Genomic DNA, 25659 nt, shown 5'->3' on the forward strand with positions numbered 1-25659 from the left:
CATCTAACTAGTTGATTTATTGAGTACGATTAATACAATAGAAGAAATCACTAGCAGAAGATACGTCGTTTTTTTCTCATTTTTAATTCTAAGATGTACCTCACAGAAAGCGCAGAATTAACATAAAACTAACATGAAGTTAACATAAAAATAACGAAAAAATAACACAAAAATAATTCAATACATTGTCTGCCATCCGTGTAGAGAAAGTTTTTTCCCGATTTTTTATTGTTTTTTATGCGTTATTTACGCATGAAATTTCCCCCAAGCACTGTAAAGGGTGGATCTGTTATTTTTATATTTTTTAAAGAGTCTTTTTTAAGGACCTAAAATTAACATTTATAAATGTATTTCAGTGCTTTCCCTCAGCAAAATTTAGAAATTTAAGTCCAGAATTATCTTCCGTCGAAGCGTCATTCTTTGTCTTAAATATTAATCTATTAAGCGGCTAAATTGTGCAGCTTTCCAGTGTTTTTATTTGTATTTTCAGCCGTCAAAATTTAATGTTTGCAAACATAATAATCTCAACATTCAGCCAAAATTGATCTCCAAAAATTGAGGTGAAATACAAAGTTGAATTAATTTGGCGATTTTATCGGAGTATAAATAACGGCCATGGCTCACGATTAAAACCACCCGCACCAGAGTCAATGCGATGATCCAGTACCCATAAAGCGCTCGACTATTGTATTCAGATAATATTCAGCGAATCCTTCACTGCCGCCGCATTCACTAATATCGATAAAATGAACTCAAAAATAAGCAGATACCCTTCAAGAACATATAACAGAAAGAGAAGTTTAAAGGGGGATTTTTCTCTCCGCCGATCGATGCAGTAAGAGATAATAGACACTGATATTGTAATTATTGATGATCTTGTCACCACAGGCTCGACCGTAAATAGTTTGTGCCACGGAAGGTTAGAAGCAGGGGCACAACGAATTGATATTTACTGTATCAGCAGAGCATCATTAGCCGTTCAAAAATCATCACACATCTGCTAATTTCACATTTTTTATACAAGTGAAAATGAACGCCAGCCAGACATAAGACTATTTTTTAATCTTTGCTATTGATTTAATTCATGACACCCTAACATTCGCCACGTGCTGGCCAGATAAAGTTATTTACAATCAGCTCAGCGTATTTTATGCAATCAAAACAAAGAATTGCTTTAGTTGACGCATTGTTTTGCTTCATCTATTCCGATACCAATGAGCGCTTATCCGTCAGCAAGTAAAATAATCACTATTATTTTTTTTTCTTCTTATCTATAATGCTTGAGTAATTTACTCAAGAATAAAGGTCCAACCATGATTGAAATCACTCCAATTGCACAAGCACATTTTAAAAAATTACTTGAACCACAAAAAGAAGGCACACACATTCGCGTGTTTGTTATTAATCCCGGCACAGCCAAAGCTGAATGCGGTGTTTCTTATTGCCCGCCAGAAGCCGTTGAAGGCAGTGACACACGGTTAACTTTTGATGGATTTGATGCGTTGATTGATGAGGTTAGTGTACCCTTTTTAGAAGATGCCTTTGTAGATTTGGTGGAAGAAGATGCGGGAACTCAGCTGACGCTTAAGGCGCCCAATGCAAAAATGCGTAAGGTAAAAGATAATGCGCCACTACTTGAACGTGTTGAGTATGTTATCCAGGTTCAAATAAACCCACAACTAGCAAGCCACGGTGGTTTTATCAAATTAATAGAAATAACAGCGGATAATGTTGCTATTATTGAATTTGGTGGTGGTTGTAACGGTTGCTCTCAAGTTGATTTGACCCTTAAACAAGGTGTTGAAAAAGAGCTGATAGATGAATTTTCTGGCGAGCTAAATGCTGTGCGAGATATCACAGAGCATGAAAGTGGTGATCACTCTTTTTATAAATAAAAAATTTATTAACAAGGGCTAAAAACAAACTTAGCCCTTATTTACAAGTACGAAATAATCCTCAGAATGTATTCACTTCCTCCTGTTCATCCGACCAATAGCAAAGTAATTGTATTATTTTCAAGCGACTTAAGAACAGCAGATATAATAATTTGGCAAGAATTATTTTTATAGAAATAGGCTCATCTGGAATTATTTTGTTTATTTTGCGTGTAGCGTCAAATAACACGAGCATTTTATGAGCAAACAGAGTAGAATGCGCCACCCTCGCAGAAGGATTCATTTTCTCCTTGCGAAACTTTCAGATTAAACCTACTACGCGGTTGATAATACAAAAAATTAATAGATGGTTTCAGTAATTGAACTGAAATGATTGAGTTGATGTAGGTATAGGCTGAATTTAGTGTACTTAAGTTATTGCTTAAATACAGACTTAAACCGAACTGATGAGGCCAATATGTCAGAGTCAACAAATACCAATCAAGAAGTTACCTTACCAAATTTTACTGAACTAAATTTACCAGAAGCACTAACAAAAGTTGTTTCTGAATTAGGTTATGAAACCCCCTCTCCAATTCAAGCACAATGTATTCCTCTGTTGTTAGAAGGAAAAGATGTTCTAGGTCTTGCACAAACAGGAACAGGCAAAACGGCAGCATTCGCTTTACCTTTACTGGCCAACATCGATATTAATCTAAACCAACCACAAGTATTAGCCCTTGCGCCAACACGTGAGTTAGCAATTCAGGTTGCCGAAGCATTCCAAACCTATGCGCGCCATTTACGCGGTTTCCATGTACTTCCTATTTATGGCGGTCAAAGTTACGACATCCAATTTAAGCAGTTAAAACGTGGACCTCAAGTTGTTGTTGGTACACCCGGTCGTATAATGGATCACCTAAAACGCAAAACATTAGACTTATCAAATATTAAAACATTAATACTTGATGAAGCCGATGAAATGTTACGTATGGGTTTCATTGACGACGTTGAAACAATCATGAAAGAAATGCCGGATAAGCGCCAAACCGCACTTTTCTCTGCAACTATGCCTGATCAGATTAAACGTATTACAAAACGTTATATGAACAGTCCAACTGAAGTTAAAATCCAAAGTAAAACATCAACTGTTGAAAATATTGAACAGAAATGTTGGATAGTGCGTGGCGTTAATAAACTTGATGCCCTAACACGTATGCTTGAGACTGAAGAATATGATGGTGTAATCATCTTTGCGCGTACTAAAACAGCAACAGTTGAATTAGCCGAGCGCTTAGAAGCCCGCGGTTACCGAAGCGCAGCATTAAATGGTGATATGAATCAACAAGTGCGTGAACGTACTATTGCTCGTTTGAAATCAGGTGGCTTAGATATTTTAGTCGCAACTGACGTTGCTGCACGTGGTCTTGACGTAGAACGCTTAAGTTTAGTAGTCAACTATGATATTCCGACGGATACAGAATCTTATGTTCACCGTATTGGACGAACAGGCCGTGCGGGTCGTAAAGGTAAAGCAATCTTATTCGCAGCACCACGTGAACGTCGTTTATTAAAAGCGATTGAACGTGCAACCCGTCAAGAAATTACTATCATGGACTTACCTAGCCGTGATGAAGTCACTAAAACCCGTATTGCTAATTTTCAAAAACAACTTTTATCTGTTGTTGAAAGTGAAGATCTTACTTTCTACCGTACTTTATTCGAAGAAATCGAAAACAATACGGATATTGATCATTTAGATCTTTCTGCGGCGCTTCTTTATCTTGCACAGAAAGAAAAACCTTTACAGCCAGTTGAAGAAAAATTTGTCGAGCCACGCCCAAATACTCGTGAACCTCGCGAGGAACGTGGACGCCGCGACCGTAACGATCGTGGACGTACTGAACGTAGTGACCGTGGACGTCCTGAGCGTAGTGAACAAGGAGGTGATAAACCTCGTGGACGCGGACGCCCGACAGATGTTGAATTAGAAGTATATCGTATCGATGTAGGTCGTTCACATGGTGTTCAAGTTAAAAACATTGTGGGTGCCATTGCTAATGAAGCTGATATCAATAGCCGTTTTATTGGTGATATCAAACTCTCTGATGATCATTCAACTATTGAATTACCAAAAGGTATGCCTGCTGAAACACTTAAACACCTTGAAAATGTTTATGTTTGTAAACGTCAGTTGAATATCAAAAAGAACTAAAAAACGCTTCTAAATAGCGTTTTAGTTTGAAATCAAGGGTGCTTTTAGCACCCTTTTTTTATGCCCAAAATATAAGATCAACTTTGCAGCGCATAAATAGTTAACGGAAGATTATTAATAAAAGGTTATCTTTGGATAGCAGATATATAAGCGGGGCAGGACGAAAAAGAATTTGGGTAAATAATATAATACCAAAAGAATTAATTAAGTGATCATGATTGCGAAGGAAAAATCAGTACTAATAAGGCGTGAGTTGCAGGAGATAGTTGTTCTCACTTCAAAACTCACAACGCAGTTAGGGATGATTTTAACCAGCAAGGGTGATCACCTTTTTAGTTCTTGTGGTATAAGATCTAGACAACGCCTTTACAGCTGTAAAAGCGTTGTCTGAATTAAGGACTTTTTCCTTGTCACTGTCTTATCCGCGACATCTAACTTACCCGGCTTCTATCTTGTTAAAAGAAAAAAACTCAATATGTGATAGTCACGGCAGATAAACAGCCTTTATTTTTTAGTTGGCCGCTTCCAGTTATTAATATTACGCTGTTTAGCACGACCAACGGCTAATGCATTCTCCGGTACATCGATCATTATGGTTGAACCGGCACCCGTTGTTGCCCCGTTATTGACGGTAACAGGTGCGATCAACTGACAGTCGGATCCGATAAATACATCATCGCCAATATAAGTATGGAATTTGTTCGCGCCATCATAATTACAGGTGATAGTACCTGCCCCGATATTAACCCTTTCACCTAGTGTGCTATCCCCTATATAACTTAAATGGCCACACTTAGTGCCATTACCCAGGGTTGATTTTTTAATCTCAACAAAGTTACCGACATGCACCTCTTCTTTAAGCACGCTTTGAGGACGAATACGGGCAAATGGACCGATAGTTGCACGGGCGCCAATACTACTGGCTTCGATAATTGAGTTGGCCTGGATCACCGCATTATCAGCAATATCACAATCAATAAGAATACAGTTTGCGCCAATCACAACACCGTTACCCAAATTAACATTACCCTGGATAATAACATTGATATCAATTTCAACATCTACACCACAAGTTAATGTTCCGCGTAAATCAAAGCGGTTTGGATCGCGCAGCATCACACCGCTGAGCAGCAGTTCAGTCGCTTTGTTGAGCTGGTAAGCACGTTCTAGATTGGCAAGCTGCAGGCGCGTATTAACACCTTCAACTTCAGTTGCACTTTCTGGCTGGACAGCAGAGATAGTGCGTCCCTCTAAATGCGCCATTTTAATAATATCGGTAATATAATATTCGCCGGCGGCATTTTCATTACTTAACGCGGGCAGCCAACGACTTAAATCATTGGCATCAGCCACAAGAATGCCGGTATTAACCTCTTTAATGCTTAGTTGCGCTGGTGTTGCATCTTTTTGCTCAACGATACCAGCAACCTCACCATTAATACGTTCTATACGCCCGTAACCCATTGGATTATCGAGTTCAACGGTTAATAATCCAATACCACCAGACGGTTGTGCCGCAATTAAATCTGTTAATGTTTTTTCGGAAAGCAATGGCACATCACCATAAACCATGAGAATTTTTTCATCATTTTTAAAATGAGGCAGTGCAATTTGCATTGCATGGCCGGTGCCTAATTGTTCGTCTTGTTTGATCCAATTGAGACTGCCATCGGATATTTTTTCCTGCAGCTTCTGCCCACCATGGCCATAAATCAAATGAATACTGTCAGAACCGATACTTTTAACCGTATCAATCACATGTTGAACCATAGGTTTATCTGCAATTTTATGGAGCACTTTGGGAAGATCAGAACGCATACGAGTTCCTTTGCCGGCGGCAAGGATAACAACGCTTAAAGACATAGAGAAAACCTCAATAATTAAAAAATCAAAAAATTAAAGATACCATTCTAACGAAGTTTTTACCTTTAACGAATAATAAAATGACATACACGTATTTTATCAATGAATTAAGCGTGAAAATTTAGTATATACCCAAACTATTTGAAGATGCGGATTCAGAGTTTCGCCCGGATGCTAGAACAAGGCGTAACATGATGAGAAGGGTTATTCCCTTTTCAAGTGTTGCAACGCAGTGCTAGCTTTCGGGCGAATCTCCCGAAGGGCAAGGCGATAAACAATGCTCTTCGTTGTTAAAAGGCTTTGATTGAGAATAACTAGATCATCAGCCTTCTGCCTAGAACATCATCATTTATAGTCTTGCTGATTCCTGCATCTTCAAGTAATTTGGGTATAACTATTCAGATAGTTTGATGAAATAAGCGTTAGCACTATAAAAATCAACTGTTTTTCATCATAATCGAAAACAGAGATTACCCGTTTTTAACTTTTCCCTAAAATATAGGCTATTTTATGAAACAACAAATATTGCAAGAGATGCGTGTTTTAGTCACTATCAATGAAGAAATGGAAATTAAACGTCGGATCAATTTCATCAAAGAAAAATTACAGCAAGCTGGCTGCCATACTCTGGTTTTGGGTATCAGTGGCGGTGTTGATTCAAGTACCGCCGGTCGTTTATGTCAACTCGCCGTTGAACAATTAAATCAATCGACAGATACGGACAAATATCAATTTATTGCCGTTCGACTTCCCTATGCGATTCAGAAAGATGAAGATGAGGCACAATTAGCCTTACAATTTATACGACCTTCACATGTCACTACGGTTAATATAAAAAATGGCGCCGATGGCATACATGAAAGCACCTTAGTGGCACTCCATGACAGTAGCGTCACTCTTTCTGCCGATACCAATATTGACTTTATTAAAGGTAATGTTAAAGCGCGGATGCGGATGATCGCACAATATGAAATTGCAGGATTAACCGGTGGGTTAGTTGTCGGAACGGATCACAGTGCAGAAAACATTACCGGTTTTTATACTAAACATGGCGATGGGGCTTGTGATTTAGCACCCTTATTCGGTTTAAATAAACGTCAGATTCGCGCATTAGCTAAACAGCTCGGCGCACCTGCAATATTAATTGAAAAAGCACCAACTGCTGACCTGGAAGAAGATAAACCTCAGCTGCAGGATGAACATGCTTTAGGGATTACTTATGATCAAATTGATGATTTCTTAGAGGGTAAAGCTGTTACCCAGGAAATTGAGGATAAGTTAATCGCAATTTACCTGCGCACCCAACACAAGCGCCAAGCTGTTCCCACTATTTATGATTGATCAAATTAATCCCAAACTACTTAAAAATGCAGATTTAAGTAGTTTGGGTATAAATCCTCAGGTTGAACATTAACTTTATCTTTTTATTAAGCCAGATTATGCAAAACACTAGCCATAGCAAAGCAGAAAATGGTAGATTTAAGGCTCAGGTTAATCATTAACCACAACATTTTTTATTTGTTTAACAGAAAGGATTAATAGATCATGAAAAAAGTAGGCTTAGTTGGTTGGCGCGGTATGGTGGGTTCTGTGCTTATGCAAAGAATGCGCGATGAAAATGATTTTGCAACAATTGAACCTGTATTTTTTACCACCTCGCAAGTTGGTCTTTTAGCACCAGAGATTGGTAAACCAAGTGATACATTAAAAGATGCATTCGCCATTGACGAACTGGCTAAGATGGATATCGTGGTCACCTGCCAAGGTGGTGATTATACTAACGAAGTCTACCCAAAACTGCGCGCTGCGGGCTGGAAGGGTTACTGGATTGATGCAGCGTCTTCATTACGTATGCAGGATGACAGTATTATCGCATTAGATCCTGTCAACAAAGATGTTATACAGCAAGGCATTAAAGATGGCGTAAAAACCTTCGTTGGTGGTAACTGTACCGTTTCATTATTATTAATGGCATTAGGCGGTTTATTCGAAGAAGAATTAATCGAATGGGTAACTCCGCATACCTACCAGGCAGCTTCGGGTGCCGGCGCACGGAATATGCGCGAACTTATTAGTCAGATGGGCTCTATCAGCGCATCTGTTGCCGATAAATTGGCCGATCCCGCTTCTGCGATTTTGGAAATAGATCAGCAGGTAGCTGAACATATTCGCAGTGATGCCCTGCCAACAGAGCAGTTTGGTGCCCCCTTAGCAGGCAGTTTAATTCCCTGGATTGATGTTCCTATGCCATCGGGTCAAAGTAAAGAAGAGTGGAAAGCCCAGGTTGAAGCAAATAAAATTTTAGGTACAAGTGACAAGCAGGTGCCGATTGATGGTTTATGTGTCCGTATTGGTGCAATGCGCTGTCACAGCCAGGCAATCACCATGAAACTTAAAAAAGATATTTCAGTTGCGGAAATTGAACGCATTTTAGGCGCACATAATGAGTGGGTTAAAGTGATTCCAAATGAACGTGATATCACTATAGAAGAACTTTCTCCTGCTAAAGTCACCGGTACTTTAACTATTCCTGTCGGCCGAATTAGAAAATTAGCAATGGGACCGGAATACGTTACTGCGTTTACGGTTGGTGACCAATTATTATGGGGCGCTGCCGAACCACTTCGTCGTATGCTGAACATTTTACAAGCGTCATAACACTAAGCCAATGATAGCAATTTTCATTCATAAATAGTCTGACATTATGTAATAAAAGTGCATGATAGTAAGGCTATTGCGAATGAAAATAATATTATGCTCTACTTTAAGCAATAATATTAATTAAATATTTATTCCGATTAGTATTATAAAGGCTTCTTAATCGAGGCCTTTATATATATTACCCTCCGCCACGAACGCCCTTTTATGTCCCTGCCTTACGTCCTATTAGCTGTTTCAGGAATCATTATCTGTCTCTCATATTATTCATTTTATGGACTCTTTAAGTGTCGAGGAATCCAATTATCTATGCTTTCGGCTAATGCCTTGCCCGGCACACTTTTAGATTAAACAAAATTGATCGTTGAAAGATATGACATGAAGATACTGACTAGCACCTTTTCAATGGTTATAACGCAGAACGGGTATACGCAGGGAAAGTGAGAGGTAACCATCTTCAGTATTATGAAGCCTTGAATCTGGTCACCTCTCAACTTGCTTATTTCAGTATCTTTAAATAACTTAGCGATAACTGTGATGGTCAATAAAAATATTAACTGTTACGTCTTTTCAGATGAATACCTGCCAGCATGCAGCGCACAGAGCCACCAGCCAGCTCTATGGTAGGAATAGTAATTGGAACAATTTTGGCGTGTTTTTCAATAGTTTGAATCTGCTCATCCTTCAGCACATCATATGCTCGCTGCGAAATTGCCAATAATGAATGCCCAGTGTTATCGGTTAACTCCAGAGCATTACCGGCAAAGTTGTCGATTTGATCATAGCTTAACTCAATAACTTCCCTGCCGCTTTCAATCAGACGGATTTTGATTTCCTCACGTCTTTCCACATCAACAATCATATCCAGACAGATCAACGCATAATCTGTTCCTATCGCCATCATGACATTAGTGTGATAGATAGGTTGACCTGCTTTATCTGCAGTTTCAAAAGCCATTGGCTCATAACCAAACATAGTACAGAAGCGCTCAAGATTAATATCATTGGCACGGTTTGATTTCGCCGTATATGCGACTCTCTCAATATGATCGAAAACCATCGCGCCGGTGCCTTCTAAAAAAAGGTTGTCCCACTCCAAACCAGAAAAATCGACAACAGACTGCACCCGGTATTCGCGTTTCAACAGCTCGATCACGTCACTGCGACGCTCACGCCTTCTGCTGGGTGAGTACATAGAGTGAATGGCAACATTACCGCCTGAATGGGTAGAAAGCCAATTATTAGGAAAGACACTGTCCGGTGTTTCATTATCGCCATAGTCATGAAAAACATGCACTCTCACACCATGGCTTTCGAGCATCTCTACCATAGTATCGAACTCTTGTTTAGCCAACGCGCTGAGATCTTTATTATTATTGTTGGAAATATTTTGAAAGGCATTATCTCTCGAGGTTTCGGGATTCGAGTAAAAATTCCAAGGGCATACCATTGCGACGGCATTAGGGGATTGAACTAAGGACATAGATTACCTCAATAAAAATTTCATCTATAAATACAAATTAGAGTCCCCTTATAATAAAGGGGGAATAAAAACGTGGTTTAAAATATATTGGATAAAAATCGCTGCAGTCTGGATACGTTGGTGAAGCAAATATATTTTAGGAATAGCATCCACTAATAACTGACTAGATGCTGTAAACAGCAGACTTCATTTTCAGGATATCCAGACTCCTGTCATCTATTTCATCCAATTTTCCATCTATACAAGCTTCATATAGCCAGTGTGAAAATCATATTAAATTTGCCAACAGTTTACCCGTTCGGCTGCATAAGTAATATGCAGTTAAGGCAATCGATAAAGATTTAACCTTAAATTGAGCTAAGTGCGTCTGCCGAAGACACTATCGAGTAGCATGATGCTGCAGCCTGAAAAAGGGATAGAATTTTATAAGCGAAAACATCACCCGTTCCTCTGTTAACAGAGCCATAAGCATGATGCGCATCGGGAAGAGTGAAAAGTTAGACAAGAGCATAGATCAGCAGCCTGAACCGTGGTTTATTGTCACTTGAATAAAAAGGGTAAAGAAAGAAGTACAGCCATAGTGGTTTTTCCCAACCAAAGTGCGTTAAGCCCACCACTCATGGCGACGAAAAAAACACTTAATATATGCATGACTTATAATATAATAAGGAGAAAAAACAGGAAGAAAATATCATCCTGTCTCTTCAATCTAGCAACGCAAGAGCAGCAGGCTACACTGCTTTTTTAAGTGTTTCCTTAGTGCTATCTTGCATTAGGCCGAACAAATCTTTAGGGTTTTCCATCTGCGGAACCAGATTAATCCGCTCACCCATCTGAAGTTCTATCGCCAGATCGTAGATGTAACGAAGAACAGACAGATCCTCCAGCGCAAAACCAACCGCATCAAAGATGGTGATCTGCGCTTTACTGTCACGGCCTTTTTCTGTGCCTGCAATGACTTTCCACAACGGGTTAACCGGATAATCAGCTGGAAGCTGCTGGATTTCGCCTTCTACTCTTGTCTGAGGCTCATGCTCGATGAAAATTTTGCCTGCGCGAAGCACGTCAATATGGAGCTCTGTTTTTCCAGGACAATCCCCACCCACGCCGTTGATGTGCATTCCAGGTTCAATCATATCCGGAGTCAGAATGGTTGCGCAGGCCTTATCTGCTGTTACTGTTGTTACAATATCAGCACCTTTAACGCACTCTTTTGCAGATGCAGCTTTAATAACCTTAAGGTTTGGGTACGCTTTTAAATGTTCAGCCACCTTATCCATCGCCTGTGCATCAATATCAAAAATGCGCAGTTCTTTAATACCAATAATACTATGGAAAGCGATAGCCTGAAATTCGCTCTGAGCACCACAACCAATTATGCCCATGATTGATGAATCAGGATTAGCCAGTGCCTTTGCTGCCATAACGGAAGTGACGGCAGTGCGCATTGCGGTGGAGATTGTAAGCTCACTCAGCAAGCGCGGAAAGCCGGTATCCACATTGGAAAGTGCACCAAACGCCATTACCGTTGACATGCCTAGTTGTGGATTGGACGGGTGACCGTTTACATATTTAAAACCGTAATTGATATCATCGGCAACCGGCATAAGCTCTATCACGCCAACATCACTATGAGCGGCTGTTCGAGCTGACTTGTCGAATTTTTCCCACTGACAAAAATCATCTTCTATATATTCCAGAAGACCTGCCATAAATGCTTCAGTACCATGAGTACGAACCAGTGAACTTAATTCATTAACATCTAAAAATAACGTCATGCCTTTACTCCAAAATAAAAAATTACTTGATGTAAAGATTCTAGCAAGCAAGAGAGCCAACAAAAAGACATAAAAATGTACAAATTACCAACCAAATAAAGCATAATGAAAGGCAAATGTTACATTATGTCATGTTGATGATAATGGGAAGAATATGATGAGAAATTTGGATAATACCGACAGACAACTTCTGCCGCTTTTGAGAAAAAATGCACGCACACCTGTGGTTAATCTGGCAAAGGAACTGATCGTTCCCGGACAATGGAGCAGAACTGGATCAGAAAACTAGAATGAGAAAGAATTGTTCTTGGTTAAGTATTTTAAAACAATAAACTCGTTGGTTACCCCTTCTTCCCAAGACGAAATTAACGAAGAGCGCGTTTACGTCATGCTTACCTTCACCGATGAATATAAAAACACGGGTTTTATAGCAAGTGAAAATTCGTAATCAGTCAAAAAGGGTTGCCTGCCCTGCTTTTTATTTAACTTTTAAGCACTGTATTTTAGAGGTTTGAAACCTAGTAGCGGGAGATGGAGAGACAGCTGTCTAATATAGAAATCATCATCTTAAATCAGCATGGATTTTTTAAATGATGGTAATACTTTTCAACATAAGGGGAGGTCATCGCTGCTAAAAGGCAACCATAATCTATTTTAAAATCGACTATATCTCCCACTATTAGCTCTTTTTCACAATCAGTTGCATCTATAATTAGATGATCACTACTTGCACCAAAAGTACTTATATTCTTGTCTATTGGGATTAACCCTTCTAATCTTATATCTTGCCTTCCTACTGCAATAATAGCTCTTTTTCTTATGCCTTTATCTTTAAAATTAGGTTTATTACCAAAAGCATCCATTCCTATAATCCCCCTTGGTAATGTTGGTTTACTCTTTATTTCAATTATTTCACCCTTTAATATAAAAGCATCTTCATAGCAATTAGGTACCGGCCGTCCGTAAGCAGATTCTCTACCAAGAACAATAGACTCACCAATTCTAAGCTGATTAATTTCCTTTGGCATAGTATTATTCATAACCATATAAAGACTGCTAGAGTTTCCTCCTGAAATGACAGATAAAGTAAGTCCAAAGGTTTTTTCTACGTCTAATTTTAACTCAATAAGTTTTCCTAAGTTTGCTTTGTCTGGAATGACTCCACCATAGCAACTAAGATTTGTGCCCAGTCCAATTAAATTAACATTATCTATTTCTATTATTTTTTCTACGGTTTTAATTACGTCCGGAATGAGTACACCTTCTCTTAAATCCCCTAAATCTACCATTAGTACAATATTGTGAGTTTTATTTAAATCCTTTGCAGCAAGTCCTAGTTTAGTAATTGTAGCAAGTTCAGAATTGAAGCTTAAATCACTATACTGAACAACATTATGTACTTCACTTCCCATTGGAATTCTCAGCATTATCTTTGTACAATCTAAATCATATATTTCTTTTAAATTTAAAACTCTAGAGTCTGCAACCGACTTAATGCCAGCTTGAAGTATTGCTTCTACAATTGGCCTTTGTGCACAAAACACTTTAGTTACCATAGAAACATCTATGTGCTTTTCATTACACATGGCTAATATTGTTTTTACGTTGTGTGTTAATTTTGCTAAGTCTACTTCCACACAAGGATAAGTCTTTTTCATATGGCCACTCTCCTTTTTATAAACTAAGTTACTCTCTTCATTAATTTCCATAGCCACTGTTATGCTCACACTTTTAATTAGCCGTGCTTTGGAAATTTCTTTATTCTTTCTACTAAACTCTTAGGAGCAGGTCATAATATAATTTTCATCCTGAAGTACTACAGCACCTTTTTTAGGCTGCATTATCACTTCACCTTTTAAGAAAGTAAGCCCGCCCTTTTGGGAGTCCAAAGGGCGGGCTTACTTGTTATTTGTATTCATTGCATCCCGAAAATTTAAACGCTAGCTATCAATTCATTTTCACGATTTATTTTTTGCTGTTTCACCTCGTGGATTTCATCTTCTGTCAAAAATTCAATCTTATAACCAATCAGCGCCATGATGATTCCAATAATCGGCACAGTGTAGTTGAGTACCGCATAAGGCGCATATGCAAATGGATGAACTGCTAAAGTTGCCAGGATGAAAACACCACATGTATTCCACGGAATAAAGGGAGAAGTCAAGGTTCCTCCATCCTCAAGAGCACGTGAGAGGTTCTTTGAATGCAGTCCTTTGTCCTGATAAGCTGTCGCATACATTCTTCCTGGCAGCAGGATGGAGATATATTGCTCTGAAGCCGTCGCGTTTGTGAAAAAAGCAGAAGCAATCGTGGCGGTGATCAAGCTGCCTGCAGATTTTGTCACTTTTAGAATCTGTTTGACGATGGCCTTCAACATGCCCGTCTGTTCCATTATTCCGCCAAAAATCATCGCGACAATAGTCAAGGATACGGTGTACATCATTGAACCGATGCCGCCTCGATTAAACAACTCATCGACCATTTCATTGCCGGATACAATGACAAAGCCATCTTGAATCGTATTGACCGCATCTCCAACATTTCCTCCCTGCACAAAAATCTGGGAGATAAAACCAAGGAATACGCCAGTCACTAATGCTGGCAAAGCTGGCACTTTTAATGCAACCAAGGTGATAATGGCTGCTGGAACTAATAGCAGCCATGGAGAAATAACGAAGTTGCTGTTTAATGAAATTAAAATGCTTTGGATATTCCCTTCATCGATTGCCGTTCCAGCAAATTGGCGACCAAGGAAAAAATAGACGGCTAAAGCAATGACCAATCCCGGAATTGTTGTAAACATCATGTGCTTGATATGTACAAATAAATTCGTGCCCGTGATACCAGATGCCAAATTCGTAGTATCCGACAATGGTGACATCTTATCTCCAAAATAAGATCCTGATATCACCGCTCCTGCTACCATTCCAGCAGGAATTCCCATACTCAAACCAATTCCCATCCCAGCTACACCTATTGTCCCCATAGTTGACCAGGAGCTGCCGATTGAAAGGGCAACGATTCCACAGATGATGCAGATTGTCGCCAAAAAAAGTGAGGGTGTAATAATCTGTAAGCCGTAGTAGATCATTGAGGCAATAATGCCACCTCCAATCCAAGAACCAATAATCATACCAACAACAATGATGATGACAATCGCAGGAAGAGCCAACTTAATTCCTTTATAAAGCCCTGCTTCAATTGTTTCCCATTTATAGCCAATACGCCAGGCAATAAGTGCAGCAGCTATAGCACCTACGGCTAAGGGTAAGTGCGGACTTCCTTTGAATACAATAATGGTAATAGCCATTGTAGCCATCATGATAACCAATGGAATAAGTGCCAATAAAAATGGTGTTTCAATCTCTTGTTGATTTCTTTTCATTTTATGTACTTCCTTACTTGTAGACTGCTTTTAACAGGAAAAATATTACCCTGTCACTTGAATGCGGCGATGCAATAGCAATAGCAATAGGCTATTGCAGGCTACACTGCTTTTTTAAGTACTTCCTGAGTACGATCTTGCATTCGACCGAACAAATCTTTAGGATTTTCCATCTGCGGAACCAGATCAATTTTCTCACCCATCTTAAGTGCTATCGCCAGATCGTAGATATAACGAAGAACAGACAGATCCTCCAGCGCAAAACCAACTGCATCAAAGATAGTGATCTGCGCTTTACTGTCACGGCCTTTTTCTGTGCCTGCTATCACTTTCCACAACGGGTTAACCGGATAATCAGCTGGAAGCTGCTGGATTTCGCCTTCTACTCTTGTCTGAGGCTCATGCTCGATGAAAATTTTGCCTGCGCGAAGCACGTCAATATGGAGCTCTGTTTTTCCAGGACAATCCCCACCCACGCCGTTGATGTGCATTCCAGGTTCAATCATATCCGGAGTCAGAATGGTTGCGCAGGCCTTATCTGCTGTTACTGTTGTTACAATATCAGCACCTTTAACGCACTCTTTTGCAGATGCAGCTTTAATAACCTTAAGGTTTGGGTACGCTTTTAAATGTTCAGCCACCTTATCCATCGCCTGTGCATCAATATCAAAAATGCGCAGTTCTTTAATACCAATAATACTATGGAAAGCGATAGCCTGAAATTCGCTCTGAGCACCACAACCAATTATGCCCATGATTGATGAATCAGGATTAGCCAGTGCCTTTGCTGCCATAACGGAAGTGACGGCAGTGCGCATTGCGGTGGAGATTGTAAGCTCACTCAGCAAGCGCGGAAAGCCGGTATCCACATTGGAAAGTGCACCAAACGCCATTACCGTTGACATGCCTAGTTGTGGATTGGACGGGTGACCGTTTACATATTTAAAACCGTAATTGATATCATCGGCAACCGGCATAAGCTCTATCACGCCAACATCACTATGAGCGGCTGTTCGAGCTGACTTGTCGAATTTTTCCCACTGACAAAAATCATCTTCTATATATTCCAGAAGACCTGCCATAAATGCTTCAGTACCATGAGTACGAACCAGTGAACTTAATTCATTAACATCTAAAAATAACGTCATGCCTTTACTCCAAAATAAAAAATTACTTGATGTAAAGATTCTAGCAAGCAAGAGAGCCAACAAAAAGACATAAAAATGTCTCAGTTTTCACTTAAAAAAAGCATTATGAAAGGTAAATGTGACATTATGTAACAAACATAATAGCAGGAACGCTCTAATGAAAAATTTGGATAATACCGACAGACAACTTCTAGCGCTTTTAAGAAAAGATGCACGTACACCTGTGGTTAACCTGGCGAAGGAACTGAAAGTATCCCGGGCAACGGTGCAGAACCGGATCAATAAGCTCGAACGAGAAGGGATTGTGCTTGGTTATACGGTTAAGCTGAAACAGGAAGCTGAAGAAGATATTGTTAAAGTGATGATGAGTATTTTAGTGGAGGCCAAAGATGAAGTCCGAGTACTGAAAGAGCTGCAAACGTTCCCGGAAATACTCTCCGTTTACCATACCAATGGCCACTGGGATCTTATCGCAGAAGTACAGGCAGAAAACTTATCGGTACTGGGAGAGCTGCTGGGGGAAATACGTTCAGTTGAAGGGATTGTACAGACTGAAGCCAATCTCTTACTGGGCTTGATATTTTAAAAAATTAACCGCTTGGTTACACCAAAGAGCGCAATTGACAAAAAGCCTGAGTGCATAATACTGCCCCACACATAAAAATGCAGTAATAATAATTCCTTAACAATATACGCAGATCCTCGATTAAAACTAAGTTGATATGGCATAACGTTTTTTTAAGCTGAGCGCCATTTGCAAGCGGATTAAATTAGACGGGAGTAAAACGCACCGTAATGCTCCTTTGAGCATCTCAGTTTTTTTATTTATGAAGGTGAACTGATGATCCAGCATATGCTATCTAAAACCTAACTTTGTTTCCCCGCTATGAGCATATACAAATAAAGTGTTTTCAATAATGATTCTAAACTTTGGACGCGGTACTTTGATAATTGAGATAGGCTCGAACAAGCATTCATTTGAACTTCTCTGACACGTCAGAGAAGTCTGAGATCAGAGTAAAATACGATCTGCCACAAAGGCATTTTCACCTAAATGATATTGTGATATTTTTCACCCTATATAAACTAACTGTTTATATAGGGTGACCTGATTTACCATAAAAGAGTATTTTCCAAAAGAAGCAAGTGCAGCTTACTCATCCTTTGGGCTACGGGATAACAAATCGAACGCTGCCTGTTTGACGCCTTTACCCTGATATAAGACATAATAAATTTGTTCACAAATGGGCATTTCAATGCCAACTCGATGCGACAAGTTATACACCTCTTCGGTATTTCGATAACCTTCTACCACTTGACCTATTTCAATTTGCGCTTCATTGATCCCTTTGCCCTTCCCCAAAGCAAGTCCAAAACGACGATTACGAGATTGATTATCGGTACAAGTTAAGACCAGATCCCCGAGACCTGCCATGCCCATAAAGGAGGGTTGTTTAGCGCCTAACGCCACGCCTAAACGCGTTAATTCAGCCAAGCCGCGCGTAATCAATGCAGTACGGGCATTTGCGCCAAAACCTAAACCATCGGCGAGGCCAGCCCCTATTGCAATCACATTTTTCACTGCACCACCTAGTTGTACAGCAGTAAAATCATTTGAAATATAGGTTCTGAAATTACGATTATTGTGAAAGAGAGCGGCGATATCCTGAGTAAACTCGCTTTCAGATCCAGCGACAGCCACTGCGGTCGGTAATCCTTTCGCAACTTCCATCGCAAAAGTCGGACCGGAAATGACCGCTAAAGGGTAATGCTCCCCTAAGATGTCCGTAGCCACTTCCTGCAATAAACGCCCTGTTTTGGCTTCTAACCCTTTTGTCGCCCAGGCAATTCGGTGCTGCGGGGTAAGAAATGGTTTTATTTGTTGTAAAACAAGAGCAAAAACATGGCTTGGGACTACCAACAGAATATTGCGAGTGGCAGCTAAACAAACCTCCAAATTAACTTCCGGTGTTAATAGTTCCGGAAATTTAATATTTGGCAAAAACTTTTTGTTTTCGCGATCAGATTGTAACCGTTTGATATGATCTTCTTGATGTCCCCAAAGCAAGGTGGGGTGACCGTTTCTTGCCAAAGATACAGCAAGGGCGGAGCCATATGATCCCGCCCCTAAGACTGTAATGGCTATATTATCTGCCATTTAAATACCTACTCGTTATAATCACTGAACCTATGTTTAACTGTTCAGTGATTTATTAAGAATCTAATTTAGCTTGTTTACGTAATACACAACGTCACTGAAAGTTAAGCCGTAATAATCACTGAACCTATGTTTAACTGTGCAGTGATTGATTAAGAATCTAATTTAGCTTGTTCTACTGGTTTACGTAAAACACCTACTTCACTTAAAGTTAAGCCATTATAACCACCGACAGTCTATTTAACTATTCGGTGATTGATTAAGCATCTAATCTAGCTTGCTCTGCTGGTTTACGTAATACCGACTTCACTTAAAGTTAAGCCGTTATCAACACCTAAAGTAGGTTTAACTGCTCAGGAATTGATTAAGAATTTAATTTAGCTTCTTCTGATTTTTTTCTTAATACAGCCTGTTGAAATAATGCATCAAAATTTACCGGTGCGAGATTTAACTGCGGGAAAGTACCACGGGTAACAAGGCTCGACACTGTTTCACGTGCATAAGGAAATAAAATATTAGGACAGAATGCATTCAAACAATGCGCCATTTGCTCGCCTTCTAAATTTCCAACGGAGAAAATACCAGCTTGTTGAACTTCACATAAGAATGCCAGCTCTTCGCCAACCTTGGCAGTAGTTGTTAATGTCAAAACCACTTCAAAGACATTATCTTCTAATTTCTGGCTTTTTGTATCAATGTCCATTGAGACCTCAGGAGACCACTCTTTTTTAAAAATGTTTGGCGACCCTGGACATTCAAAAGAAATATCTTTTACATAGACACGTTGGATATTGAATTCTACTTGCTCTGGTTGAGCTTGTTGTTCTGCCATTATAATCCCTTAAATTTAATTTATTTTAATTATTTGAGTCTTAATTGCTCGCAGTTTAATACTTGCCGGCGTTATTATCGGCTTAATAATTTATCTAGTTTACCACTACGCTCTAGCGCATAAAGTTCATCACATCCGCCCTCGGGCTTATCATTAATGACAAGTTGAGGAACCGTCCTTCCGCCCGTTAGCGCTACCATTTTGGCGCGCGCATCCGGGGACGAAACATCAACGTCGGTGTAAGTGACGTTTTTATGGTCCAACAATTTTTTAGCGCGCGTACAGAACGGACACCAAGATGTTGTATAAATAACGATTGTTGCCATAATTTACTTCTTCGTTGTGGGTAAGTTAGCGCCAGACCAGCCATTCATGCCTGAAAGTAAGTTGGTTACTTGTGTAAAACCAGCTTTTGTCAATTTACCTGCGGCACCCGATGAGCGATCACCAGAAGCACAGACTAATATGATGGGGGCCTCTTTATACTTTTCAATCTCTGCAAAACTTCCTTTGTCAATTTGTGACACAGGTATGTTTTTTGCGTTTACAATATGGCCTTTTTTGTACTCTTCAACGGAGCGGACATCAACAATAATAGCATTTTGCTTATTTATCATCATGATCGCATCCTGCGCGGTAATGCTTTTTACACCCGAAATTTTATGCTTAACAAGGCTTTGTACCAGCATCACTGCAATTGCAATCCATGCAATTGATAAAACTGGCTGATTGAAGAAAAAATCTAGATATTGTTGCATAAGTTATGATCATCTTTTGTAAGGGTAATTGGCCGCGATTATACCTTGTGAAATTAATAAAATCAGCCAAAGTATTGTTCATTGACTTATAAAATGAATAAATTTAGTTATTTCCCCTTTCGATATAGACGATCAAAAGCTTTTTCAGTGACAATGAGCAGCAATGTTGTAAAATCATGCCTTCGGTCATTAAGCCCATTATTATGCATGAGTATAATAAGTGACAATACCAAAGTAACCTGGAAAAAGAGTCACCCTCATTTCCTGGTTATTTTGGTATTGTTACCGAAATGACTTGAAGCTCCAATCTCAAGTCATTTGGGTATAGACATATTTTCAACATTAATCTCAAAGAGGCTCCACATGACTATTGCTAAAAAACCACTTGTTTTATTAATTATGGATGGTTGGGGATACCGCCCCGATATGCCGGACAATGCTGTTGCGAATGCAAAGACGCCGGTACTTGATAACCTTTGTAAAGATTACGCCAACGATCTTCTCTCTGCATCTGGAATGGATGTGGGTTTACCAGACGGTCAAATGGGTAACTCAGAAGTAGGTCATACCAACATTGGCGCGGGCCGCACTGTTTATCAAAACTTAACCAAAGTGACCAAGTCTATTGCCGATGGTGATTTTTTTGACAATAAAAACTTTGTCGATGCGGTTGATAAAGCGGTTGCTGCCGGTAAAGCGGTACATATTATGGGGCTGGCCTCTCCCGGTGGCGTACATAGCCACGATCAGCATATTGTTGCTGCCGTTGAATTGGCTGCAAAGCGTGGCGCCAAGAATATTTTAGTCCATGCTTTTCTGGATGGACGCGATACACCACCAAGAAGTGCAGCAGGCACTCTGGCACTCTATGAAGAAAAATATGCACAGCTTGGGGTTGGCCGTACAGCGACATTAGTAGGCCGTTATTTCGCAATGGACAGAGATAACCGTTGGGATCGTGTTGAGCAAGCGTATAACTTATTAACCCAGGCAAAAGCTGAGTACACTGCAGAAAGCGCACTGGCCGGTTTAGAAAATGCCTATGCACGCGATGAAAATGATGAATTCGTTAAAGCCACCGTTATTGGTGAACCAGCTGCCATTGAAGATGGTGATGCGGTTTTATTTATGAACTTCCGTGCAGACCGTGCACGCGAATTAACCTATACATTTACGGATTCGAACTTCTCTGGTTTCGAACGTGCAATCGTGCCTCATATTCACTTCGTCACACTGACCGAGTTTGCAGCTGATATTACTGCACCCGCCGCTTTTTCAAGCGAGCGATTAACTAACACGCTTGGTGAATGGTTAGCAGATCATGGTAAAACACAGTTGCGTATTTCAGAAACAGAGAAATATGCACATGTTACTTTCTTCTTCAACGGCGGCGTTGAGTCTGAATTTAAAGGCGAAGATCGTACTTTGATTAAATCACCCGCGGTTGCAACCTATGATATGCAACCCGAGATGAGCTCTGCCGAGCTGACCGAAAAATTAGTCGGCGCAATCAAAAGCACAAAGTATGATGTGATAATTTGTAACTATCCAAATGGTGATATGGTTGGCCATACGGGTGTCTATGATGCTGCAGTTAAAGCTTGCGAAGCGGTTGATAGTTGTGTTGGTAAAGTTGTTGATGCATTAAAAGAAGTTGGTGGTGAGTGTTTAATTACTGCCGATCACGGCAATGCAGAGCAGATGATTGACCCGGTAACAGGGGGTATTCATACTGCACATACCAATTTACCCGTGCCCTTTATTTACGTTGGTCGGAATGCAAAGATGGCATCGGGCGGACGTTTATGTGACATTGCACCTACTATGCTGAACTTAATAGACATGGAAATCCCAGCAGAAATGACGGGTACTCCACTTATCACATTAAAATAGGCTGATAGCAACATAATGCTATCAACAGCTCAGTATTTAGTTATTTTACTCAACACTAAATACTGACGTATTTCAAATAAGTGTAGGAAATTGATGACCAACACCAACCTTAGCAAAAAAAAGAGCATTTCAGCAGTATTAGTTAACTGCTTTCTTTTATGCTTTACCCTTTCAGTCCAAAACAGCTTTGCGGCTGATAAGCTTGCAACGATTGAGCAGCAAATAAAAACCGCTAGAGGCGCTCAAAACCAGCAAACTAAGCAACAGAAGTTATTGGAAAAGCTGGTTGCCAATGCTGAAAAAAAGACCGCAGTTACAACGCTTAAAGTACAGCAGACCGAAGAAACAATCCAACTTAAAAGCAGCCACCTTAAACAATTAATCAAACAAACAGCAAGTCTTGAAGAAGACAAAATAAAACAACAAAAACTACTTGAACAGCAATTAATCAGCTCTTATATGACAGGGCAAAGTGATTTAATAAAACTAATTTTAAATCAAGAAGATATTAGCAAAATAATCCGTGCAAAAAGTTATTACCAATACCTTAATAAAGCACGTCTGGAAAGCATTAACGCACTATATGAAACACAACAACGATTAGTAAAAAACAAATCTGCGCAAGCCGATTCTTTGCTGGCGTTAACAGAATTATATGAAAAACAGAAAGCAAGTGAGAAAACCTTAGTCGAACAAAGCGCGGAGCGGGGCAAAGCGTTAAGAGAGTTAAATCAAGATTTAAATTATCAAAATGCACTGCTTGCACAACTTGGTGATCAAGCAAAAAATTTAAAAGAAAAACTCAAAAAACAAAGTGAAGCGCGACAAGAACGTGAATTAGCAGCAAAAAAAGCAAAAACGCTTAAAAAAAGACAAGCTAAATCAGAACAGAGAACCTATTCCAGTATTGCTAAACAATTAGGGAAATTAAATTGGCCAATTCAAGGTGAGGTTTTATCCGAGTTTGGCAGTCGGCGTAGCGGCCAGGTAACGTGGAAGGGGATCACCATAGAGGCTAATGAGGGTGAAAAAGTACGGGCTGTCGCTAGCGGACGTGTTTTATTTGCCGGCTATTTCAAAGGTTACGGCATGGTCATCGCATTAGATCACAGCGATGGTTACATCAGCCTATATGGTTACAACCAAACCCTATTACAGAAAACCGGCGATATTGTTCTACAGGGTAATGCGATCGCTCTGGCGGGACACAGTGGTGGACAGGATAATAACAGTCTGTATTTTGAACTGAGCCACAAAGGCACAGCGGAAGATCCCCGGCACTGGCTTAAAAAGAAATATAACTAACGATAACAGTCCCCACAGATAACAGTGCAAAAAGAGTGTTTGGTTATAAAATGGAAGCAGCTGCAAATCAGAAAAGTATGCTGTAGCGGAAATGTTAAATAGTGAATTTTTTAGATAAAATCCGCCCTAAAAAATGACACTAGCAATTGAATTAGGCCATAATAAAGAATATCTGAGCATGCTGTCAAAACACAATCAAAAGAGTCTTTATTATGCGCTTGTCTGTATTTTCACCAGAATATTCAACACAATTATTCATTGATCTATCAAAACTCTATCAGAATTACTTTAGCCCGGAACAACTCACAACGGCGTCCCTGCAGGCATTAATTGAGGATCAACAATCGCAATTATTTGTAACCTTGTTTAATGCTCGTCACCTTGGAGCGCTTAGGGCCCATACAACAGGTCAGGAAGCGACCTTAAGTTTATTATGCGTGCGCGATCTAACTCGCCGCCGGGGTATAGCAAAGAATCTGCTTAAAGAAGTTGAAAAACGCCTCAAAAATAAAAATATTGCAGTTGTAAAAATGCGTTTGAATGAATTTTCTGAACAAGAAAAAAAGGGAGTGACTGTGTTTATGCAGGCATGCGGTTATTCATTGGCGAATGCCCTGTTCAGTAAGAATCTATAAGCCAGCCATTAGAGTACTTAAAGAATTTCAGTGATTCTTTAAGTACAGCTATATTATTAAGTTTTTACCCTGTATTCTTGCGCCCTTATCTATCTATATGCAGAAATAAACAAGCTAAAAGTAACTGGATAACTTTTGATACAGTGAATAAAACTAAACTCCCTTTTTACCCTGCCGGAAAAGCTGAGAGAAAAACCGGTAGCGCCTTATAATCCGCGACAAGGGACATACCTTCCTATTTGAAATTCTTGCTTAAATCTACATCATCAGCTGCTTGAATAGACTAAAACAGTAATTAAACCGTCAATTTTGCCTGCTGCGCAGGGTTAACGCTTATCGTTATAACCATCTTAAAAAAGGAAAAAATCATGCCTTGGATACAATTAAAGTTAAATGCAACTGCAAAAAATGCAGAAAGCATAGGTGAACTGTTAATGGAAAATGGTGCATTATCGGTCACCTTTACCGATGCACAGGATGTCCCTATTTTTGAGCCTGCACCGGGTGAAACTCGCCTTTGGGGCGATACCGATATTACCGGTCTTTATGAAGCAGAAACGGATATGTTACCCATAGTTGAGCAATTACGTAACAGTCCGCTTTTAAGCAGTGATTTTTCCCACAAAATTGAAGCGCTGGAGGACAAAGACTGGGAACGTGAATGGATGGATAAATTCCACCCGATGCAATTTGGTAAACGTTTATGGATTTGCCCAAGCTGGAAACCCGTACCCGATGAAAACGCTATCAATGTGATGCTTGATCCCGGACTTGCATTTGGTACAGGTACACATCCAACCACCGCTTTATGCTTGACTTGGTTAGATAGCCTGGATTTACAAGATAAAGTCGTTATCGATTTTGGTTGCGGATCCGGAATTTTAGCCATTGCAGCCTTAAAACTAGGCGCTAAAAGAGTGATTGGTATTGATCTTGATCCTCAGGCTATTACGGCTAGCCGCGACAATGCACAACGTAACAATGTGTCAGATCAACTTGAATTATATTTACCAGCGGATTTACCCGAAGGTATTTTCGCCGATGTTGTCGTCGCGAATATTCTTGCAGGCCCGCTTCGTGAACTATCAACAAGTATCCAATCCTTAGTAAAAAGCAATGGATCACTTGCATTATCAGGCATTCTAGAGCAACAGGCAGATGAATTGATTGAAGTTTACGGACAGTGGTTCACTATGGATAAAGCAAAAATTAAAGAAGAATGGGCAAGACTTTCTGGTATCAAAAACATTCCCAGCTAAGCTGCTGTAAAGGTAGTAAAAACAGAAATAAAGACAAATCAGCAAAGCTATTTGGTAGCAATGATATTACCTTTCAAGCGGCTTGCAGAGTTAATAATAACAATCACCAAATAAAAATTGGGCGATTGTTATTATTAAAAAACAAAAATAAAGGCTATTTGGTACCAATAATATTGCCGTCAAGCAGCTTACAGAGTTAATAATAACAATCCCCACATAAAAAACAGGCCGATTTTTTTGTCTAAAAACAGAGATAAAGACAAATCAACCAGGTTATTTGCTATCAAAAATATCGCCAGCTAACCTGCTGCAGAGTTAATAATGACAATCCCCACATAAAAGACAGGCCGATTTTTTGTCTAAAAACAGAGATAAAGACAAATCAACCAGGTTATTTGCTATCAAAAATATCGCC

The 25659-nt window shown here is 39.7% G+C and carries 20 protein-coding genes; 10 read left to right on the forward strand and 10 right to left on the reverse strand.

The annotated features are described in order from the left end of the window. Positions 1–1313: 1313 nt before the first annotated feature. Positions 1314–1895 (forward strand): Fe-S biogenesis protein NfuA, encoded by a 582-nt coding sequence (nfuA, locus tag CXF72_RS03630; protein ID WP_101036919.1) that lies wholly within the window; start codon positions 1314–1316, stop codon positions 1893–1895. A gap of 457 nt (positions 1896–2352) precedes the next feature. Continuing rightward, positions 2353–4089 carry a DEAD/DEAH box helicase gene (locus CXF72_RS03640; protein ID WP_101036921.1) on the forward strand — a complete coding sequence of 579 codons (1737 nt, stop codon included), beginning with the start codon at positions 2353–2355 and terminating at the stop codon, positions 4087–4089. Between the two features lie 504 nt (positions 4090–4593). Here the strand turns inward: CXF72_RS03640 and glmU are convergent. Further along, the gene (glmU, locus tag CXF72_RS03650; RefSeq protein ID WP_101036923.1) at positions 4594–5952 is read right to left on the reverse strand and encodes a bifunctional UDP-N-acetylglucosamine diphosphorylase/glucosamine-1-phosphate N-acetyltransferase GlmU; all 1359 of its coding nucleotides are present in this window, start codon (positions 5950–5952) and stop codon (positions 4594–4596) included. A 510-nt stretch (positions 5953–6462) separates the two neighbouring features. Here glmU and nadE point away from each other — a divergent pair. After that, complete coding sequence (gene nadE / locus CXF72_RS03655; protein WP_101036924.1) at positions 6463–7293, forward strand: ammonia-dependent NAD(+) synthetase; 831 nt, start codon at positions 6463–6465, stop codon at positions 7291–7293. A gap of 204 nt (positions 7294–7497) precedes the next feature. Then, the gene (gene asd, locus CXF72_RS03660; RefSeq protein ID WP_101036925.1) at positions 7498–8610 is read left to right on the forward strand and encodes an aspartate-semialdehyde dehydrogenase; all 1113 of its coding nucleotides are present in this window, start codon (positions 7498–7500) and stop codon (positions 8608–8610) included. 553 nt (positions 8611–9163) lie between these two features. On the opposite strand, the gene ctlX is transcribed toward asd, so the two are convergent. Together ctlX and CXF72_RS03670 are read right to left on the reverse strand one after the other, a co-directional pair. Beyond that, a complete protein-coding gene (gene ctlX, locus CXF72_RS03665; protein ID WP_101036926.1) occupies positions 9164–10093 on the reverse strand; it encodes a citrulline utilization hydrolase CtlX in 930 nt (309 codons plus the stop codon). 731 nt (positions 10094–10824) lie between these two features. Next, complete coding sequence (locus CXF72_RS03670) at positions 10825–11871, reverse strand: ornithine cyclodeaminase (protein WP_101036927.1); 1047 nt, start codon at positions 11869–11871, stop codon at positions 10825–10827. Between the two features lie 157 nt (positions 11872–12028). Between CXF72_RS03670 and CXF72_RS20190 the strand changes: the two genes are divergently transcribed. Continuing rightward, complete coding sequence (locus CXF72_RS20190) at positions 12029–12160, forward strand: AsnC family transcriptional regulator (RefSeq protein ID WP_442966024.1); 132 nt, start codon at positions 12029–12031, stop codon at positions 12158–12160. 283 nt (positions 12161–12443) lie between these two features. On the opposite strand, the gene orr is transcribed toward CXF72_RS20190, so the two are convergent. From orr to CXF72_RS03685, 3 genes are all read right to left on the reverse strand, one after another. Then, the gene (orr, locus tag CXF72_RS03675) at positions 12444–13580 is read right to left on the reverse strand and encodes an ornithine racemase Orr (protein ID WP_198552488.1); all 1137 of its coding nucleotides are present in this window, start codon (positions 13578–13580) and stop codon (positions 12444–12446) included. 224 nt (positions 13581–13804) lie between these two features. Beyond that, positions 13805–15256 carry a Na+/H+ antiporter NhaC gene (nhaC, locus tag CXF72_RS03680; RefSeq protein WP_101036929.1) on the reverse strand — a complete coding sequence of 484 codons (1452 nt, stop codon included), beginning with the start codon at positions 15254–15256 and terminating at the stop codon, positions 13805–13807. A gap of 101 nt (positions 15257–15357) precedes the next feature. Then, the gene (locus CXF72_RS03685) at positions 15358–16404 is read right to left on the reverse strand and encodes an ornithine cyclodeaminase (RefSeq protein WP_101036930.1); all 1047 of its coding nucleotides are present in this window, start codon (positions 16402–16404) and stop codon (positions 15358–15360) included. Between the two features lie 157 nt (positions 16405–16561). On the opposite strand from CXF72_RS03685, the gene CXF72_RS03690 reads away from it, so the two are divergent. Continuing rightward, positions 16562–16990 carry an Lrp/AsnC family transcriptional regulator gene (locus tag CXF72_RS03690; RefSeq protein WP_101036931.1) on the forward strand — a complete coding sequence of 143 codons (429 nt, stop codon included), beginning with the start codon at positions 16562–16564 and terminating at the stop codon, positions 16988–16990. A gap of 567 nt (positions 16991–17557) precedes the next feature. Here the strand turns inward: CXF72_RS03690 and gpsA are convergent. From gpsA to CXF72_RS03710, 4 genes are all read right to left on the reverse strand, one after another. Further along, positions 17558–18562: an NAD(P)H-dependent glycerol-3-phosphate dehydrogenase gene (gene gpsA, locus CXF72_RS03695; RefSeq protein ID WP_101036932.1), complete on the reverse strand. Its 1005-nt coding sequence runs from the start codon at positions 18560–18562 to the stop codon at positions 17558–17560. Between the two features lie 364 nt (positions 18563–18926). Beyond that, positions 18927–19394: a protein-export chaperone SecB gene (gene secB / locus CXF72_RS03700; RefSeq protein ID WP_101036933.1), complete on the reverse strand. Its 468-nt coding sequence runs from the start codon at positions 19392–19394 to the stop codon at positions 18927–18929. Positions 19395–19468: 74 nt separating this feature from the next. After that, the gene (gene grxC, locus CXF72_RS03705; RefSeq protein WP_101036934.1) at positions 19469–19720 is read right to left on the reverse strand and encodes a glutaredoxin 3; all 252 of its coding nucleotides are present in this window, start codon (positions 19718–19720) and stop codon (positions 19469–19471) included. A gap of 3 nt (positions 19721–19723) precedes the next feature. Further along, the gene (locus CXF72_RS03710; RefSeq protein WP_101036935.1) at positions 19724–20152 is read right to left on the reverse strand and encodes a rhodanese-like domain-containing protein; all 429 of its coding nucleotides are present in this window, start codon (positions 20150–20152) and stop codon (positions 19724–19726) included. Positions 20153–20515: 363 nt separating this feature from the next. Here CXF72_RS03710 and gpmM point away from each other — a divergent pair, with 363 nt between their 5' ends. The 4 genes from gpmM to prmA all read left to right on the forward strand — a co-directional run bounded on the left by gpmM (position 20516) and on the right by prmA (position 25244). Next, complete coding sequence (gene gpmM / locus CXF72_RS03715) at positions 20516–22045, forward strand: 2,3-bisphosphoglycerate-independent phosphoglycerate mutase (RefSeq protein WP_101036936.1); 1530 nt, start codon at positions 20516–20518, stop codon at positions 22043–22045. Positions 22046–22138: 93 nt separating this feature from the next. After that, positions 22139–23350 (forward strand): murein hydrolase activator EnvC family protein, encoded by a 1212-nt coding sequence (locus CXF72_RS03720; RefSeq protein ID WP_101036937.1) that lies wholly within the window; start codon positions 22139–22141, stop codon positions 23348–23350. Positions 23351–23562: 212 nt separating this feature from the next. After that, positions 23563–23985 (forward strand): aspartate 1-decarboxylase autocleavage activator PanM, encoded by a 423-nt coding sequence (panM, locus tag CXF72_RS03725; protein ID WP_101036938.1) that lies wholly within the window; start codon positions 23563–23565, stop codon positions 23983–23985. A 368-nt stretch (positions 23986–24353) separates the two neighbouring features. Beyond that, positions 24354–25244 carry a 50S ribosomal protein L11 methyltransferase gene (gene prmA, locus CXF72_RS03730; protein ID WP_101036939.1) on the forward strand — a complete coding sequence of 297 codons (891 nt, stop codon included), beginning with the start codon at positions 24354–24356 and terminating at the stop codon, positions 25242–25244. The last annotated feature ends 415 nt before the right edge of the window (positions 25245–25659 follow it).

Source organism: Psychromonas sp. MB-3u-54 (genome assembly GCF_002836415.1).
GTDB lineage: Bacteria > Pseudomonadota > Gammaproteobacteria > Enterobacterales > Psychromonadaceae > Psychromonas.

Excerpts from the sequence above, each read along its gene's own strand:
- gpmM (WP_101036936.1), top strand. The coding sequence starts at position 20,516 with ATGACTATTGCTAAAAAACCACTTGTTTTATTAATTATGGATGGTTGG.
- nfuA (WP_101036919.1), top strand. The coding sequence starts at position 1,314 with ATGATTGAAATCACTCCAATTGCACAAGCACATTTTAAAAAATTACTT.
- asd (WP_101036925.1), top strand. The coding sequence starts at position 7,498 with ATGAAAAAAGTAGGCTTAGTTGGTTGGCGCGGTATGGTGGGTTCTGTG.
- CXF72_RS03685 (WP_101036930.1), bottom strand. The coding sequence starts at position 16,404 with ATGACGTTATTTTTAGATGTTAATGAATTAAGTTCACTGGTTCGTACT.
- glmU (WP_101036923.1), bottom strand. The coding sequence starts at position 5,952 with ATGTCTTTAAGCGTTGTTATCCTTGCCGCCGGCAAAGGAACTCGTATG.
- CXF72_RS03690 (WP_101036931.1), top strand. The coding sequence starts at position 16,562 with ATGAAAAATTTGGATAATACCGACAGACAACTTCTAGCGCTTTTAAGA.
- CXF72_RS03670 (WP_101036927.1), bottom strand. The coding sequence starts at position 11,871 with ATGACGTTATTTTTAGATGTTAATGAATTAAGTTCACTGGTTCGTACT.
- grxC (WP_101036934.1), bottom strand. The coding sequence starts at position 19,720 with ATGGCAACAATCGTTATTTATACAACATCTTGGTGTCCGTTCTGTACG.
- nadE (WP_101036924.1), top strand. The coding sequence starts at position 6,463 with ATGAAACAACAAATATTGCAAGAGATGCGTGTTTTAGTCACTATCAAT.
- gpsA (WP_101036932.1), bottom strand. The coding sequence starts at position 18,562 with ATGGCAGATAATATAGCCATTACAGTCTTAGGGGCGGGATCATATGGC.
- CXF72_RS20190 (WP_442966024.1), top strand. The coding sequence starts at position 12,029 with ATGAGAAATTTGGATAATACCGACAGACAACTTCTGCCGCTTTTGAGA.
- prmA (WP_101036939.1), top strand. The coding sequence starts at position 24,354 with ATGCCTTGGATACAATTAAAGTTAAATGCAACTGCAAAAAATGCAGAA.
- secB (WP_101036933.1), bottom strand. The coding sequence starts at position 19,394 with ATGGCAGAACAACAAGCTCAACCAGAGCAAGTAGAATTCAATATCCAA.
- CXF72_RS03710 (WP_101036935.1), bottom strand. The coding sequence starts at position 20,152 with ATGCAACAATATCTAGATTTTTTCTTCAATCAGCCAGTTTTATCAATT.
- orr (WP_198552488.1), bottom strand. The coding sequence starts at position 13,580 with ATGGAAATTAATGAAGAGAGTAACTTAGTTTATAAAAAGGAGAGTGGC.
- CXF72_RS03640 (WP_101036921.1), top strand. The coding sequence starts at position 2,353 with ATGTCAGAGTCAACAAATACCAATCAAGAAGTTACCTTACCAAATTTT.
- panM (WP_101036938.1), top strand. The coding sequence starts at position 23,563 with ATGCGCTTGTCTGTATTTTCACCAGAATATTCAACACAATTATTCATT.
- CXF72_RS03720 (WP_101036937.1), top strand. The coding sequence starts at position 22,139 with ATGACCAACACCAACCTTAGCAAAAAAAAGAGCATTTCAGCAGTATTA.
- nhaC (WP_101036929.1), bottom strand. The coding sequence starts at position 15,256 with ATGAAAAGAAATCAACAAGAGATTGAAACACCATTTTTATTGGCACTT.
- ctlX (WP_101036926.1), bottom strand. The coding sequence starts at position 10,093 with ATGTCCTTAGTTCAATCCCCTAATGCCGTCGCAATGGTATGCCCTTGG.